Annotated in this window: 14 protein-coding genes; 2 read left to right on the top strand and 12 right to left on the bottom strand. The window is 63.6% G+C overall.

What is annotated here, in order from left to right; genetic code table 11:
• Positions 1–245, top strand: a 245-nt coding sequence (locus PLO63_17365) for a fatty acid--CoA ligase (GenBank protein ID HOI75913.1), incomplete at its 5' end; no start/stop codon positions are given.
• A gap of 108 nt (positions 246–353) precedes the next feature.
• On the opposite strand, the gene PLO63_17360 is transcribed toward PLO63_17365, so the two are convergent.
• The 3 genes from PLO63_17360 to PLO63_17350 all read right to left on the bottom strand — a co-directional run bounded on the left by PLO63_17360 (position 354) and on the right by PLO63_17350 (position 3,542).
• Entirely contained in the window at positions 354–1,013 is a 660-nt protein-coding gene (locus PLO63_17360; GenBank protein HOI75912.1) for a hypothetical protein, read from the bottom strand.
• A gap of 163 nt (positions 1,014–1,176) precedes the next feature.
• Positions 1,177–1,623: a MaoC family dehydratase gene (locus PLO63_17355; protein ID HOI75911.1), complete on the bottom strand. Its 447-nt coding sequence runs from the start codon at positions 1,621–1,623 to the stop codon at positions 1,177–1,179.
• Entirely contained in the window at positions 1,623–3,542 is a 1,920-nt protein-coding gene (locus tag PLO63_17350; protein ID HOI75910.1) for a PAS domain S-box protein, read from the bottom strand. The genes PLO63_17355 and PLO63_17350 overlap by 1 nt, the downstream gene beginning before the upstream one ends.
• A 122-nt stretch (positions 3,543–3,664) precedes the next feature.
• Here PLO63_17350 and PLO63_17345 point away from each other — a divergent pair, with 122 nt between their 5' ends.
• Positions 3,665–4,048, top strand: a complete 384-nt coding sequence (locus PLO63_17345) for a hypothetical protein (GenBank protein ID HOI75909.1) — start codon at positions 3,665–3,667, stop codon at positions 4,046–4,048.
• Positions 4,049–4,078: 30 nt separating this feature from the next.
• Here the strand turns inward: PLO63_17345 and PLO63_17340 are convergent, their stop codons facing one another.
• From PLO63_17340 to PLO63_17300, 9 genes are all read right to left on the bottom strand, one after another.
• A complete protein-coding gene (locus tag PLO63_17340) occupies positions 4,079–4,984 on the bottom strand; it encodes a glycyl-radical enzyme activating protein (GenBank protein HOI75908.1) in 906 nt (301 codons plus the stop codon).
• A gap of 21 nt (positions 4,985–5,005) precedes the next feature.
• Positions 5,006–5,449 (bottom strand): hypothetical protein, encoded by a 444-nt coding sequence (locus tag PLO63_17335; protein HOI75907.1) that lies wholly within the window; start codon positions 5,447–5,449, stop codon positions 5,006–5,008.
• A 25-nt stretch (positions 5,450–5,474) separates the two neighbouring features.
• On the bottom strand, positions 5,475–6,641 hold the full coding sequence (locus PLO63_17330) for an acyl-CoA dehydrogenase family protein (GenBank protein HOI75906.1): 1,167 nt from the start codon (positions 6,639–6,641) through the stop codon (positions 5,475–5,477).
• Between the two features lie 43 nt (positions 6,642–6,684).
• Entirely contained in the window at positions 6,685–8,052 is a 1,368-nt protein-coding gene (locus PLO63_17325) for an MmgE/PrpD family protein (GenBank protein HOI75905.1), read from the bottom strand.
• A 204-nt stretch (positions 8,053–8,256) separates the two neighbouring features.
• Positions 8,257–9,057: a CoA-transferase gene (locus PLO63_17320; protein HOI75904.1), complete on the bottom strand. Its 801-nt coding sequence runs from the start codon at positions 9,055–9,057 to the stop codon at positions 8,257–8,259.
• A gap of 105 nt (positions 9,058–9,162) precedes the next feature.
• On the bottom strand, positions 9,163–10,098 hold the full coding sequence (locus PLO63_17315; protein ID HOI75903.1) for a CoA-transferase: 936 nt from the start codon (positions 10,096–10,098) through the stop codon (positions 9,163–9,165).
• Positions 10,099–10,135: 37 nt separating this feature from the next.
• Positions 10,136–12,517, bottom strand: coding sequence for a formate C-acetyltransferase/glycerol dehydratase family glycyl radical enzyme (locus PLO63_17310; GenBank protein HOI75902.1), 2,382 nt, complete (start codon positions 12,515–12,517; stop codon positions 10,136–10,138).
• A gap of 76 nt (positions 12,518–12,593) precedes the next feature.
• The gene (locus tag PLO63_17305; GenBank protein ID HOI75901.1) at positions 12,594–14,048 is read right to left on the bottom strand and encodes an aldehyde dehydrogenase family protein; all 1,455 of its coding nucleotides are present in this window, start codon (positions 14,046–14,048) and stop codon (positions 12,594–12,596) included.
• 69 nt (positions 14,049–14,117) lie between these two features.
• A complete protein-coding gene (locus PLO63_17300; GenBank protein HOI75900.1) occupies positions 14,118–15,299 on the bottom strand; it encodes an iron-containing alcohol dehydrogenase in 1,182 nt (393 codons plus the stop codon).

Here is a 15,299-nt window from a genome sequence, read left to right as displayed (position 1 = left end):
TCTTCTCCGCCGTCATCGGCGTGCCCGACGAGATCTACCAGGAGGTCGGCTGGGCTTTTGTCATGCCCATGCCGGGCCAGGAGGTCACGGAGGAGGAGCTCCGGGAATACTGCAAGGGGAAGATGGCCAATTACAAGGTCCCGAAGAAGTTCATCATCCGTCCGCTTCTGCCGCTCCTGGCCAACGGCAAGGTGAGCAAGCTGGCGCTGAAAGACGAGATCCGGGAGATGATGAAGGAAAAATAGGACGGATTGTTTGCCGCGCATCAAAAAAATATCGAAAGAAAATGGGGGTCGATTTGAAATCTGCCCCCATTTTTTGATGCAGTGCATAAACACATCTGACCGGTTGTTTCATTCCTTGTCCGGGCCGACCCAGGGGGCGGCCGGGCCGATGACCAGGAAGGGGGCCGGGTTGATCGAGCCGCCGCCGAGCCCCATGTAGCCCATCCCCAGCATGAGGTTGTCGTTGATCCTTCTCAACTCGTCGTGCATGGAACGAACGGTCCCCGCGTTGTAGGGACTGTAGTCGAGGTGAAACGACTCTTTCCCGTCGATATTCGACTTCCCGATGCCGGTATTCATTTTCCTGGTTCGCGCGATCGCTTCTTTCCCGTCTTTTCCCTTGCCCGAGAACAGATTGTATCCCCACCCCTTCTCTTTCTCCGCCGGGAGAAAGGCCTTCCCCACCCAGCGTCCGGGGCCAAAGAAGTTGTGCGTGTAGAAATCGGCGGATGCTGCCAGGATTCCCACCGGGAGCGTTTTCGCGTTGTATTCGCCCTTCACGTCCTCGAATTTCGGCGCCGGGGCGGCGTAGAAGAGCTGGAAGACGGCCGCCTTGTCGAGCTTCTCGATGTCCTTGTCCGTGGCCTTCGCCGGATCGACGCCGAGGATCTGCTCCATGGTCTGTCCCTTGTAAGGTCCGCCCTTCTGCCAGATGTTGATGCCCGTCAGGGCGAGCTGAACGACGACGAGTACGACGACGAGCGCGAGAACGATTTTCAGTGCTTTCAAGAGATTTCCTCCAACGGATGATTTGCTGGGACTGGAATGGAGAGACGCTTCATGGACGACGCCCGCGGAAGAGCGTCCACGACGGCGGAAGCCCCGTGGCAGCCCCAGCGCCCCGACGCATCCATCCGGTGCGCCATTGCGGCCTCTGATCCTGTGACCATTGTCATTCGGATTGGACCGGCTGTCGGCGAATCATCAGGTTGCAGACGATCGTCTGGACGGTCTCGCTGCGCTGGTTGAGCGTGGCGATCCTCATGCGAACGATGCCGCGGTCCTGGTGGGAGCGATGGGGTTTCGTCTCGAGCACTTCCGCCATCGCCCGCAGCGTGTCGCCGGGACGGACGGGCAACAGCCAGCGCAGCTCGTCGAAGCCGGGCGACCCCAGGTTGTTCTTGAGCACGCCCGTCATCAGGAAGAGCCGGAACGTCACGGCGATCGTGTGAATCCCGCTGGCGATGAGACCGCCGTAGATGGACTCCTTCGCCGCTTCCGTATCGAGATGAAAGGCCTGGGAGTCGAATTGCAGGGCAAAATCGATGATGGAGCTCTCCGTCATCGTCAGACCGGGCGATTCGAAGCGATCCCCGACGTGGAAATCGTCGAACCGCATCAGGCAAGTGCCTCGCGGATCTTTTCCGAGAGCATCTGCAGCGTATACGGTTTGTTGATGAAGCCCCTGCATCCCCGGCCGAGGATCTGTCTCGCCTCGCCGTCAATGCTGTATCCGCTGGAGAGAATGACGCGGACCGCCGGGTCCATTTCCTTGAGCCGGTCGAACGTCTCCCCGCCGCTCATTTTGGGCATGATCATGTCCAGCAGGATCAGGTCTATTTCTCCCTTGCGGCTGGTAAATACTTCCAGCGCCTCGTTTCCGCTTCTCGCCACGATGACCTGGTAGCCCAGGTGCTCCAGCATCTCGCTGGCAACCGTTGCGACAACCTCTTCATCGTCCACGATGAGCACCGTCTCTCTTCCCTTCTTCGTCTCTTCGGTCATGACTCTCTCTTTCTCCTTTGCCGCCCTGCCTTCGGAGGCAGGGAAATAAATGTGAAAGCTGGTGCCATGTCCCTTCTCGCTGTAGACCTGGATCGTGCCGCCATGGCCGGTGACAATGCCGTAAACGGTGGCCAGGCCCAGCCCCGTTCCCCTGCCCATCTCCTTCGTGGTGAAAAAAGGCTCGAAGATCCTCGCCTTGGTTCTGTCATCCATCCCCATGCCCGTGTCGGTGACCCCGATCCGTACATACCTGCCCGCGGGCAGACCGAGGGCCTGGGCCTCCTCCTGCTCGAACTCCATGTTATCCGAGTGCAGGTACAGGCTTCCCCCGCCCGGCATGGCCTGCGAGGCATTGACGTACAGGTTGAGGAGAACCTGCTCAATCTGGTTCCGGTCCACGTTCGCTGACCAGAGGCCCGTTCGAAGATTCGTGTGAATCGTGACCTCCCGTCTCGTCCGCCCGAACATGGAAGAAGTTTTCTCAATGATGTCGTTTATATCCGTCAGGATGACCTGGAATTTCCCGCCTCGCGCGAATTCGAGGAGCTGCCTTGCCAGGTCGGCGCCGTTCTTTACCTGCCTCTCGATCCCCCGCACCCGCTCCCGCAACGGATTTTCCTCTTCGAGCTCCTGCAGGATCAGGGAGGCATAGCCCTGGATGCCCATGAGCAGATTGTTGAAATCGTGCGCGATCCCTCCGGCAAGCGTTCCGATGGCCTCCATCTTCTGCGCCTGGAGCAGGCGTTTCTCCAGTTCCTTCCGGGGCGAGATGTCCCGGATGAAGCAAAGCGCCCCCGGCCGGTTCTTCCACGTCACCGGGATGGAGTTGATCTGCACATCCAGTTCCCGGCCCTCCCGGTTGACGGCCCGGAACTCGTACAGCGAGGGCGCCTCCTCCTTCTTGAGCCTCTTGAGATACCGCCCGTAGACAAGCTCGCGATCGTCGGGATGGATGAACTCGACAAACGGCAGTCCGGCGATCTCTTCCCGCGTGTAACCCAGGACGTCTTCCGCCATACGGTTGGCGAATTTCATCGTTCCATCCTGGACGACAAAGACCGCGTCCAGCGCGTTTTCCACAAGGAGGCGGTACTCCTCCTCCGAATCCTTCAGTGCTTTCTCCATCTCTTTTCGTTCCGTGATGTCCGTAACGACCCCTTCGCAGTACCGGATCCGCCCGCCTTCATCCCGGACACAACAGATACTGACGGAGATCCAGATGATTTGTCCGTCTTTCCGGCAGGCCTTTGTCTCCAGGCTCACAGGACCGTCCGTCTTCTCGACGGCCTCCCGGAGTCTCTTCCCTTCGGCCGGATCGACGAAGAGTTGCCCGGCCACGTCCATGACGGTCCGCATCATCTCTTCCGGTGAATCATATCCGAAGATGCGGGCCATGGCAGGATTCAGGAGCAGGTATCGGCCGTTTTCCGCGATTCGGAAAAACCCCTCCCGGGCATTCTCGAAAAACTGTCGAAAATCGTCTTGATTCCGCTCTGTTTCTGAAGATATCGCCGGAAGACCGTCTCGATCCATCGCTGCTCCATAAAACGTGCCATATTTTATATCGGAAACGAATCAAGGCGTCAAACACGCCTTGCGGCCATTTCCAGAACGGCGGATTCATGGTAGGAACAGGGAAAAAAGAGAGGGATTCCATGAAAACCCTTACCACAGCGGTCCCAGTGTTCCTGCTTGTCCTGTTCCTGGCACCCCTGCCCTGCCTCGGGCTGACGCCGGATCAGGTCCTGAAGCTGAAAAAGGCCGGCGTCAGCGACCGGACGATCCAGCTCATGATCGAGCAGGAACGGGAGGCGAAAGAAAGTCCGTACGATACGATGGGAGTCCGGGAGATCACAGACAAGAGCGGGAAGACAGTGGTCGTCCATTCGACGGGCCGGTCGAAGATCGACCCCGGCGAGGAGGAGCGGAAAAGAGTGGAGAAGGCCTGGGAGATCCTCCGGAACATCGTCGTCGACGACCGCCGGAGGGAGCCGGCGCCGCCGGCAACGGCACCTTCCTCGGGAACGACCGCCCCGTAGACAGGAAGGGGAGATTCCTCCTTCATCCGTTCAGCGTCCGATGGACGAGGCGACACCCTCCGCTTCGACGATGCGCCGGAGCCTCTCCACGCGCCGGTCCGTCGGCCGCCTTCCTTGAAATCCTTCGATTCTGCGACCGATCTGCCGGTTCTTGTCCCGTCCCCCCGGATGGTACGGGAGCAGGCTGATTTGTTCCACCCCCAGCTCCCGCGCCAGGGCCGCGATCCCGCGAATCTCATCCTCTCCGTCGTTCACGCCCGCCACGAGGGGGACCCGGAACCAGGTCCGGACCCGGCTGGCAGCGAGCCCTGCATTATCGAGTATGAGGGCGTTCCCGACGCCTGTGCATGCCCGGTGCCGCCCGTCGTCCAGCGTCTTGATGTCGTACAGGACCAGGTCGGCATGTGCGATCACCGCCCGCAGAACGTCGGGATCGGCGCATCCCGACGTGTCCAGGGCCGTATGCAGCCCTGCTTCCCTGCAGCGCGCCAGCAGGCGGACGGCAAATTCGGGCTGCAGGAGGGGCTCTCCCCCGGAGAGGGTCACGCCGCCGCCGGAAGACTCGTAAAAGGCGCGGTCCCGTTCCAATTCATTCACGATCTCCCCGACTGTTGCTTCCCGGCCGGAAATGGAGAGTGCCCCCGTCTCGCAGGCCTCGACGCAGCGGAGACACTGCGTGCATTTCTTCCAGGCGATCCGCCGGCGACTTTCCTTCGTGATACGGAGGGCCCTCTCCGGGCAGGCCGCCAGGCACCGGCCACAGGCGGTGCACCGGCTGTCCCGCAGGAGGAGCTGCGGCAGCCTCTCCTGCGACTCCGGGTTGGCGCACCAGGCGCAGCGGAGGGGACATCCCTTGAAGAACACCGTCGTCCGGATCCCCGGCCCGTCGTGGACGCTGAACCGCTGGATGTCGAAGATCGTTCCCGTTTCGCCCAACGTCCCGCTCCCGCCGCCCCCTCAACCCTTTTTCGAGATGACGAGATCCTGGTATCCCAGCTCCCGCAGGATCACCGGGAACATCTGGAAGGCCGGCTTCACGACGGGCAGGAGCTTCATCATGGCGGTGATTTTGCCGCCCTGCTTGACCCTGCCCCGGGTGACCGCGGCGACGGGATTCTCCAGGCCGTGCCAGAAGCTGTGGGAGAAGTCCGCCGCCTGCTTCGACCAGACGTCCTCCTTGAGATCGCAGGGACCGAGACGGTAGGACCCGTAATATCCGGGCTTATCCGGCGGGTTCTTCAGGTCGATGGTGATCTCGGAATCGGGGTCCGTGTATATAAAGCGGATGATGATCCCCGCCTTGGCCATCTTCGAGCCGATCTTCTCGTCCGTCAGGATCCGCTCCATGAAATATCCATAGATCTCGTACAGATGATCCGCATCGCGATAATAGGTCCCCATGGTCCCCCCTTTCGTCTCCCTTCGCTTATTTTCCCCGGCGCTGGTCGAAGCGCCGGCCGTACAGGACGCTGGCCAGGGTGATCCGGAGCATCTGCACCGTACCGCCGGCCACCCCCCAGGCCCGGGCATCCCGTAGCATCCGCTCGACGGGAAACTCCTTGCTGTAGCCGTACCCGCCGAAGATCTGCATGGCCAGGTTCGTCACCTCGATCACCATCTCGTTGGCAAAACACTTCCCCATGGAGGCATCATAGATCGAGGGCAGGCCCTGCCCCGCCCCGCAGGCCGCCCGGTAGACCAGGAGCTTCGCCGCCTCCAGTTTCATCGCCATGTCGACGGTCATGAACTGGATCGCCTGGAACTCGCAGATGGGCCGCCCGAAGGCCTGGCGGGCCTGGGCATAGGCGATGGCCTCCCGCAGGGCCCCGCCCGCCGTGCCAAGGCACATGGCGGCGTTGCCGCAGCGCTCGATGTCGAATGTCCACATGAGCCTGCTGAAATCCCCGGCCTTGATGACGACGTTCTCCTTCGGGACCCGGACGTCCTCAAAGACCAGCTCGCAGGACGGCATGCCCCGGAGGCCCAGGAACTCCTCCTGTTTCCCGAAGGTGAAACCGGGCGCGCCCTTCTCCACGAGGAGGCCGCCGATGCCCTTGTAGCCCGACGTCTCGCCGAAGCGGGTATAGACCATGTAGTGGCTGGCGTGGCCGCCGCCGGTGATGAAGATCTTCCGGCCGTTGAGGATGTACGAGTCCCCGTCCTCCACGGCCTTTGTGGAGAGGGCCGTCAGGTCCGAACCGGCCTCCGGCTCGGTCATGCAGACGGAGACGCTCCGCTCCCCGCGGCAGACCCCGGGGATGATCGCCTGCTTCTGCTCCTCCGTCCCGAACAGGTCGATCACCCGGACGGGCCCCACGTTGGACTCGAAGACGGGCGCCGCGATCATGGGGCTGTACTTGGCCAGTTCCTCGATGGCCAGGATGGCGTTGATGGCCGGCTGACCGCCGCCGCCGTGTTCCGGCGACAGGGTCATGCCCAGGAGCCCCATTTCGGCGTACCTTGCCATCAGGTCGAAGGGAAACTCACCCGTCCGGTCGATCTCCGCGGCGCGCTCCCGGAACTTCTCCCGCTCCCCCATGGACTGCAGGGTTGAAAGGAGCATCTTCTGTTCGTCGTTCAAGGAAAAATCCATTCGCTCTACTCCTTGTTCCTTCTTGTGAAATTCCGCCCGGTCTTCAGACCAGGCCGATGAGATCCCGGATGTCCGGAATCGTTTCCAGGTTGAGGATCATCCCGATGATCCGCTCCGTCTGTTCCTTTTCCCGGGAGCCTGCGAAAAACCGGACCTTGTCGGCCAGGTCGGCCGCCTCCATGGGGTCCCGCGGGTCGCCCTTGGGGACGTCCACCTGTCGGACAAGCCGCCTGCCGCTCCGGAGCAGCATCTCCACGCGGCTGGAGGTCTTGTCGGGGTAGACGCCGTTCAACGCCTCGTCCATCAGGACGGATACTTTTTTCGACAACGCGAAGAGGGCGGGGTCGGCCATCCGCTTCTCCGTGAGCTGCAGCGGCCCCAGTGCCCCGTCGAGAATGCAGACAGCGGTGACATAGGGAATGGAGAACTGGGCGTTCACGAAGGTATCCCTCTCCGCGACTCCCTTTCCCACGGCGATGACCGCCATGCCATAGGTGAAGACCTCGACGGCGGCAATGTCCGCCGGATCGGGCCTTTCCTCCTTCATCAGCTCCAGCGTCGCCTGGGCAGCGCCGTGGGTGTGGCGGCAGGCCGTGTAGGGCTTGAAATAGATGTCGCCGATCGTGTAGTGCTCCCCGAGCGCCTCCGTCAGCCTCTCAAACTTCGGATCCATCCGCGTCGTGATCTGGGTGAATCCGCCCTTCAGCTCCGACCCCTCAAAGACCTGCCGGTCCCCGGTGATCCCGGCACCGGCCAGCCCCGCCGCCATCAGCCCCGCGAGGGCCGCCTGGCCACCCTGGACGATCTTGACGGTGTACCCGCCCATGAGCTGCTGCGCCATGGAGAGGGGCACCAGGTAGCCGGCACATCCCAGGGCGTTCAGCATGCCCCCGGCGTCGCATCCCCTCAACCGGGCGGCCGCCGCGGCCGCGCCGAAGGTCCCGCAGGTCCCCGTGGGAAGGAATCCCCCCAGGGTGTGCCAGGGATGCATCGCCGCCGCCGGCCGGTCCGCCGCCTCGTACCCGGCGACGACGGCCTCGATGACCGCCTTCCCGCCCAGTCCCTTCTCCTCCGCCACGGCCAGGGCGGCGGGAATCACCGCCGTCCCCGGGTGGTTCCCGCCGAAGCGGAGCCCGTCCTGGGCCTCAATGGCCTCCGCCGTCGTCCCGTTCAGGAACGCCGCATGGTGAAGGTCCGTCCGGAAGCCGCATCCCAGGACGGTGGCCCGGGGCGGCCCGCCGAGGGAGCGGATGTAGTCCACCACCCCGGAGACGGCCTCCAGCTCCAGGGAGCCGTAGACGTTGGCGACATAGTCCAGGACGCACAGCTTCGCTTTGTGGACGATCTCCGGGGGAAGCGCATCGAAGGTGATCCCCGCCAGGAACGCCGCCAGCTTCTCCGTATGATCCATGAGCACCCTCCTCCTCTTCGGGTCCGGTCACGAAAACAGGTCCATTTTTTTGATCATCGACCGCCGGCGTCACGATTTCCGGCCGTTCAAAAGGGGTTGGACGCAAGGCTCCCGAAGCCTCTGAGCCGCGAACCGCATTTTTATATACGCCGAGCGGCGAGGTACAAAGAACATGCAGCAGACGATCCCCTTTCAACGTCCGCTCTACACATAGCCCTTTGATTCATAGATCTTGATCATCCGGTGCGGATCCAGGACCTCGCGGATGACCCGCAGCTCCTCCGCCCGGGGCGGCTCCGTCTCGTGGACGTCGTCAGCCACCTGAAGATCCCAGCCGGTCATGCCGCGGATTTCGTCGATGGTGCAGCCGGGATGATAACTGGCCAGGCAGGCCTCCTTCGTCTCCGGGTGAAAGCGGAGGACCGCCTTGTTCGTAATGATGACCTGGGGACCCGTGCCGGCAGGCAGGTTCCACCTCTCCCTGGCCCCGGCTCCGTCGATGTATCCGGGCGTCGTGATGAAATCGACGCGGGCCGGAAGGCGGCGCGGGTGGTGCTGGGCGATGATGAGGACGCGCTTCGCCATGGACCCGATGGGATTGGCGCCGCCGCTCCCCGGCAGCCGGCTTACCGGACGGTCGTAAGGCCCGATGCAGGTCGTGTTGATGTTCCCGAACCGGTCCACCTGGGAGCCCGAGAGAAACCCGACGTCGATCCATCCTCCCTGCAGGAACATGCCCATGATGTCCACGAGACCGCCGATCATGGCAGCTCCGGGATTGAGGCAGGCGTCGCCGACGGACAGGGCGGGCCTGCGGGGCCGGGCGTCGTAGACCCCGGATTCCTGCATCATCACCGCCTTCGGGGCATGGGTGTATTTGGCGATGTTTGCCGACATGGTGGGGAACCCCGTGCCGACGACGACCACGTCGCCGTCCCGGATCTCCCGCGCCCCGCAGCAGGCCATCAGCTCCGGCTTGATGTAGTCGTTCGGGTGCTCCGTCATTGCTTTCCGCCTCCTTGGAGAAGGGGATGGAATTCATTCCATCCCCGCGCCGCATTGTTTCCCCCGGAAGGGGCATGCTCTGCCCCCCTCATCGGGCCGGGCGCTTCAGTATTCGTAGCTCACCGGGTAGCCGTAATCGAACCGGGCCTGCAGGCTCCTGAAGCGGGCGTATCCGAACCGGTCGATGAAATGCTGGATGTAGGCCGTCCGGTCGGGGATGTCGTATACCCACTCCCGGAGAAAGGCCTCGAACCCTTCCACCGTGCCGGAGGCCTCCTTGTAGAGGTAGCCGAAGCCCAGGTCGAGGTCGTAGAAACCCGGCGTGTACCCGGGGTGCGAGGCGAAGGGCTCCTCCACCACGGCGACGACCTTGAAATCCGGCACGATGGTCCGGGAGGGGTCCTTCCCGATGGTCTCCCGGCTGACGATCCGCTCGCAGGAGACGATGACCTTCTTCGAGGCGTTGGCTCCGTACTTGCAGTCCCCGCCGATCCCCCAGATCTGGGCGTTCCCGTTCTCGTCGGCCTGCTGGACGTGGATGATCCCCACGTCGGGATTCAGGGCCGGCACGAGGAGGACCGGCCTGCCGTCGAAGGGCGATTCGATCAGCCGGTATTTGTTCTCCCCCAGGAATCCCCGGATGTTCAGCAGGTCCGTCCCCACCATGTCCTTCACGGGGACGAAGGGCATCCCCATTGCGCCCGCCATGAGCATCATCGGGAGGGAGAGGTTCGTGTACTCCTCCACCTCGATCCGGTGGGGAATCCCCTTTTCCAGGGAGCGCCGGTAGCAGCGGGCGAGGCCGTAGAGGCCTAATGAGATGAACGTGGAGACGAAGCGCTTCACGACGCCGGCGCCGATCAGCATGTCGAAGTCGTCCGCGGCGTTCCCCCGGGTGATCGTCAGTCCCGATTTCCGCTGGCGGATGATCTCGTGGACGGCGGAAAAAGGCGTCCTGCAGATATAGCCCCCGATGAAGACGAAGTCGCCGTCATGGACATGGGTCTCCACGGCCTCCTTCATGGTCATGACCTTGCTCACGGCATCCCTCCCTGTTCTTCCTTTCCGGAACGCCGATTCAGACGGCGTATTCCATGCGCTGGATGATCTCGTCCTGCGCCGTGTCGCTCAGGTCGACGAACGTCACGGAGTATCCGCTCATCCGGATGACGAGATCCTGGTACCGCTCCGGGTGTGCCTGGGCGTCCCGGAGAACGTCCGTGTCGATCATGTTGAACTGCACCTGGACGCCGCCCTTCTTGAAATATGCCCGGACCAGCGCCGCGAGGATCGCCGGGTCCAGGCGCTTCCCGGAGAAGCGCATATTCAGGTTGACGCCGTTGGTCGCCATCTGAAGGGGCAGCTTCGTCACGGAGTTCATGACCGCCGTCGGCCCCCGGAGGGCTCGGCCGTTGGAGGGCGTAATGCCGTTGCCCAGGATGTCCCCGGCGCTCCGCCCGTCCGGCGTGGCCCCGGTAAAGGACCCAAAGGCCAGATGGAACCCCACGGAGAAGATCCCCGGCCAGAAGGCACCGCCCCGGAAGTTCCGGTGCGGCTCGAGGCGCTCGCAAAAATGGGCCATGACCCTCGCGGCCATGGCGTCGGCTTCGTCGTCGTCGTTGCCGTACTTGGGCAGCTTCTCCAGGAAGAACAGCCGTTTGTTTTCCACGTCCGTCCAGTCGTCTGAGAGCCACGCGGCAAGCTCTCCCATGGTGCAGCGCCGGTCCTCGAAGACGGCCTTCTTCACCGCGGTGAAGCTATCGGCGATGTTGGAGAAGCCCATGAGCTGCACCCCTGTGGCGTTGTAGACGGCCCCTCCCCGGGTGAGGTCCAGGCCTTTTTCCAGGGGACCGTCGATCATCGCCGACGCGAAGGGGGATGGCACCCGTTCCGCGATGGCCTGGTCGAGGACGGCCATGCCCTTCACCACCTGCCCGAGGAAGTGCTCGACCTGTCGGTCGTAGGCGCTCCAGACGTCGCCGAAGGTGGTAAAGGATGCTGGATCTCCCGTCTCGATGCCAGAGAGGTAGCCGAAAATGTTGTCGATGCCGTTGGACAGGGCGAACTCCAGGCACTTGATCCCGTTGAACTGGACGGCGAAGGTGGAGCAGAAGGACTTTCCCTGGGCACTGGGTTCCAGGCACCCCACGACCCCGTAGTCCCGGGCGTCCTCCAGGGTGTGTCCCGCCTGGACGAGGGCCGGAACGACGGCCTCGTCGTTGAAGAAATGGAGTGGGACGGCGTCCTTAGCGTACCCGGCGGCCTTCATGACGAAGGATTCCGGGGTGCCGGCAGAGAGCCGCACGCCGAAGTTGGGCTGCACGGTCCGGACGTCGGCGAAGGCGTCCAGTCCTATCGTGCTGAGGGCGTTCGTCGCATCCTCCCCCCGGGCGTCCACCCCGCCGACGGTGACGTTCTGGGTCGTCTTGCCCTCCGTCCCCTCACCTCCGGGGATGAAGGCCTCCTCCAGGACGTTCCAGATCTCGTTGGTCTTGACGAAGAGCAGGGCCAGGAGCTCCCGGGCCTGCTCCGGGGTGATCCGGCCGGCGGCAAGGTCCGCCTCGTAGTACGGCAAGAGGATCCGGTCGATCCGGCCGAGCGAGATGGAATTGCCTCCCGACTCGATCTGGGAGAGCAGGTGGATGAAATACACGCACTGGATCGCTTCGCGGAAGGTACGGGCCGGGTGCTCCGGCACCCGCTCGCAGACCCTGGCGATTTCCAGGAGTTCCGCCCGCCGGAGCGGCGCGGCCGCCCGCTCCGCCAGTTCCCGGGCCAGCACGGCATAACGGTTGGCAAAGGCGACGGCCGCCTTCAGGGACAGGATGACCGCCTCGTAGAAAATCCCCTTCTCCCCTTCCCGCTCGGCCTTGGAGAGAGTGCCTTGGCGGAGGCCGATGTCGGCGATCACGCCCGCCAGTCCCTGCCGGAGGATCCGGGGGTGGTTCATGGTGAAGTGGCCGATGCCGTAAGTGATCTCCAGCATCATCGTGAAGATGTACTTGTCCATGTCCTCGGCCACGTCCTCCGGCAGGAGGGCCTCGAAGCGCTCCTCCGCGGTCCGTCCCTCCCAGAAGGGCAGGATGTCCTCCCGGAGCTCCCGCTTCTCCTCCTCCGTGATCAGGGCCCGCTGGAGCACGCGCCGGTCGAAGCTTTCCAGGTCGCCCGCGATCCATCGGCTCTTGTTTTCCGGGAACAGGGGCGCCCCCTTGAGCTTTGACGTCCGGCAGCCCACGATGAGCTCGTCCTCCCGGATGACGACGTCGATATTTGCCAGGATGTGCTCGAAGGCAAGGGACATGCGGGTCAGGGGGTGCCGGTCCCAGTGGCGGGCCATGGCCTCCGTCAGGTACCGGGCACGCTGGATGCACACCTCCTGGGGGGCGTGGACGATTTTCTCCCGGAGGCGGCCGACGCGCGTCGCCGGCACCGCGTAAACCGGACTGGTCTGGGCCTTCATGTGTCCCTCCCCGGGGCGACCGCCCCGTCAGACTGGATTGGGGTCATCCTTTTTTTTGCCTGCCTCGATGTCTCCATCAGGAAGGATTGTGACCAATCAATGCCTTGATTTCCAGGTATTCTTCGAGGCCGTACTTGCTACGCTCCCGGCCGATTCCCGACTGCTTGTAACCTCCCGCCGGGGCATTGATGTCGAAATCGGCACCGTTGATGAACACCTGGCCGCTTCGGATCCGCTTCGCCACGCTTCGCGCCCTTTCGGGATCCCCGGACCAGACCGATCCGGAGAGCCCGTATACGCTGTCGTTGGCGATCCCGATGGCTTCCTCCTCGTTTTTATAGGGAAGTATGCACAGGACCGGTCCGAAGATCTCCTCGCGGGCGACGGTCATGCCGGTGCGGACGTCGGCCAAGACGGTCGGCCTGACGAAATAGCCCCTCGGCAGGTGCACCGGCGGCTCTGTCCCGCCTGTCACCAAGGTTGCGCCCTCCCGGATCCCCGTCTCGATGTAATCCCGTACCGATGCAAGCTGCTGGCGGTCCACCATGGGTCCCATGTAGACGCCGTCGGCGAAGGCGTCGCCCACGACGACTGATTCGGCCGTCGCCCCGGCGAGCGCGACGACCTCGTCCTGCCTGTCCGCCGGAACGATCATCCGGGAGAGGGCGATGCAGGTCTGGCCGGCGTTCAGGAAGCACTGGTACACGCCCTTGAGTACCGCCGTGGGAAAATCCGCGTCGGGGAGAAGGACATTGGGGGACTTTCCACCCAGCTCCAGGGTCACGCGCTTGATCGTCCGGGCAGCCGCCTGGGCCACCAGGACGCCGGACTGCGTGGAGCCGGTGAGGGAAACCATGTCGACGTCCGGGTGCGACGCCAGGGCATGCCCCACCTCCGAGCCCGCTCCGGTCACCAGGTTGAAGACGCCCGGGGGAAGCCCGACCTCCTCGATGATCTCGGCCAGGATAAAGGCGTTCAGCGGGGCGAGCCGGCTGGGCTTGACGACCATGGTGCAGCCTGCAGCGAGGGCGGGGGCGACCTTGCCGATGATCTGGTGGAGGGGGTAGTTCCAGGGCGTGATGAAGCCGCAGACGCCGATGGCCTCCTTCACGATCCGGGTCCGGCCCATGTCGTATTCGAACGGGTAGTTCTCCAGGATGGGAACAAAGCTGTTCAGCGTGGCAATGGGGAGTCCACCCTGAATCATTCGCGACCAGGGTGCCGGCATTCCCATCTCGGTGGCGATGGTGTCGCCGATCTCGTTCTGCCGGGCGGCCATGGCCGCGGCGATCTTCGCGAGAAAGCCGGCCCGCTGTGCAACGGAGGTCCCGGACCACTCCGGAAACGCCGCTCGCGCCGCCCGGACGGCCCGGTCGACGTCCTCCCCGTTCCCCATGATCACGCTCGACACCTGCTCTTCCGTGCAGGGGTTGACGACGGGCGCCCTGCCGGTTCCCTTCGGCGAGACCCACTCGCCATGGATGTAAAGGCGGTTTCGCTCCTTCACGTTCGCTTCCGATTGCATGGTCATGTTCGTCTTCTCCCTGGCTGTTTCATTGCGGTTCACCGTACCGGCGATTGATGGCAGCTCCTGTGGTCTTTATCCCTCGCAGGCCGCTTCGAGCCACCGGGTCATCTCCTCCTCTGACGGCCTCCTGGGGGCCAGCATGTACCAGGTGCCGGAGGTGCAGTGGTGTACGATCTCCTTCATGTCCGCCGGCTTCATCCCCAGGTTCTTCAGCGCCGGGACACCGCAGGATGTTAAAAATCCGCGGAGGGCGTCTCGGACCGCCGCGCCGGTCTCGGCGGGCGATCTCCCTTCCGCGTCCACGTTCAGGAACGCCGCCAGCCGCGGCAGCGTCCCGGGAATGCATTCCGCCAGGAATTCGACGTTGTACGGGAGGATGGAGGCGCACAGGAATCCGTGATTGTGGATGCCGCTCACCTCCGCGATGGCGTGTCCCATGACGTGTCCCATGCTGTACCCGCTGGTGCTCCCCAGCATGGCCAGGAAGGCCGCGTAGGACATGTTCGTCCTCGCCTTCATGTCCTTCCCGTCGCGGATCGCCGTCTCCAGGTTGTTGAGGACAAGTTCGATGGCGGTCAGGGCAAACCCCTCCCGCATGGGGGAGGGCATCATCAGGGCGAGGCCGCTCATGAGACCTTCGACGGCATGGGCCAGCGCATCCACTCCGGTGGATGCAGTGATCGCAGGCGGCAGGCCGACCGTCAGCGCGGGATCGATGATCGCCATGGTGGGCATCAGGTTCGGCGCGATGATGGACAGTTTCAGTTTCAGCTCGTCGTCCGTCACCACCGCCCCCTGAGACACCTCGCTGCCTGTCCCGGCGGTCGTCGGGAGGGCATAAAGCGGCAGGAGCGGCTTCTCGAAGGGAAAGACCTTCAGGCCGTTGAGAAGAATGGCATGCTCCTTCAACGTCCCCGGGTTGGTCAGGTTCGCGTTGACGGCCTTTGCCGTGTCGATGGAGCTGCCGCCGCCGATCGCCACGAAGGCATCCGGCTTCATGTCCACCGCCCTTTTTGTGCACTCCTCGATCATATCCAGGGGCGGATCCGGCAACACCCCGTTGAATCGCTCAACCTTGAGGCCCGAGGCCTCCATCGTTTCAATCAGCGGAGCGACGATTCCCGCAGCCTCGACGCCCCGGTCGCAGACACAGAGGACGCGCCGGGCTCCGCTGCCGGACACGATCCCGCCCAGCTGCCCGGAACATCCCTCGCCAATGATGATCTTGGTCGGCAGATCGAACGTATAGCTCAT

Source organism: Syntrophales bacterium (assembly GCA_035363115.1).
In the GTDB taxonomy this organism is placed as follows: domain Bacteria; phylum Desulfobacterota; class Syntrophia; order Syntrophales; family PHBD01; genus PHBD01.
Note: the sequence above shows the minus strand (reverse complement) of the source record. Positions and strands in the feature narration are given on the sequence as shown.

Bases quoted from the DNA above. Each gene is read 5' to 3' on its own strand.
- PLO63_17335 (HOI75907.1), bottom strand. From the start codon at position 5,449: ATGGGGACCTATTATCGCGATGCGGATCATCTGTACGAGATCTATGGA.
- PLO63_17355 (HOI75911.1), bottom strand. From the start codon at position 1,623: ATGCGGTTCGACGATTTCCACGTCGGGGATCGCTTCGAATCGCCCGGT.
- PLO63_17300 (HOI75900.1), bottom strand. From the start codon at position 15,299: ATGAGCTATACGTTCGATCTGCCGACCAAGATCATCATTGGCGAGGGA.
- PLO63_17325 (HOI75905.1), bottom strand. From the start codon at position 8,052: ATGGATCATACGGAGAAGCTGGCGGCGTTCCTGGCGGGGATCACCTTC.
- PLO63_17305 (HOI75901.1), bottom strand. From the start codon at position 14,048: ATGACCATGCAATCGGAAGCGAACGTGAAGGAGCGAAACCGCCTTTAC.
- PLO63_17320 (HOI75904.1), bottom strand. From the start codon at position 9,057: ATGACGGAGCACCCGAACGACTACATCAAGCCGGAGCTGATGGCCTGC.
- PLO63_17310 (HOI75902.1), bottom strand. From the start codon at position 12,517: ATGAAGGCCCAGACCAGTCCGGTTTACGCGGTGCCGGCGACGCGCGTC.
- PLO63_17330 (HOI75906.1), bottom strand. From the start codon at position 6,641: ATGGATTTTTCCTTGAACGACGAACAGAAGATGCTCCTTTCAACCCTG.
- PLO63_17345 (HOI75909.1), top strand. From the start codon at position 3,665: ATGAAAACCCTTACCACAGCGGTCCCAGTGTTCCTGCTTGTCCTGTTC.
- PLO63_17350 (HOI75910.1), bottom strand. From the start codon at position 3,542: ATGGATCGAGACGGTCTTCCGGCGATATCTTCAGAAACAGAGCGGAAT.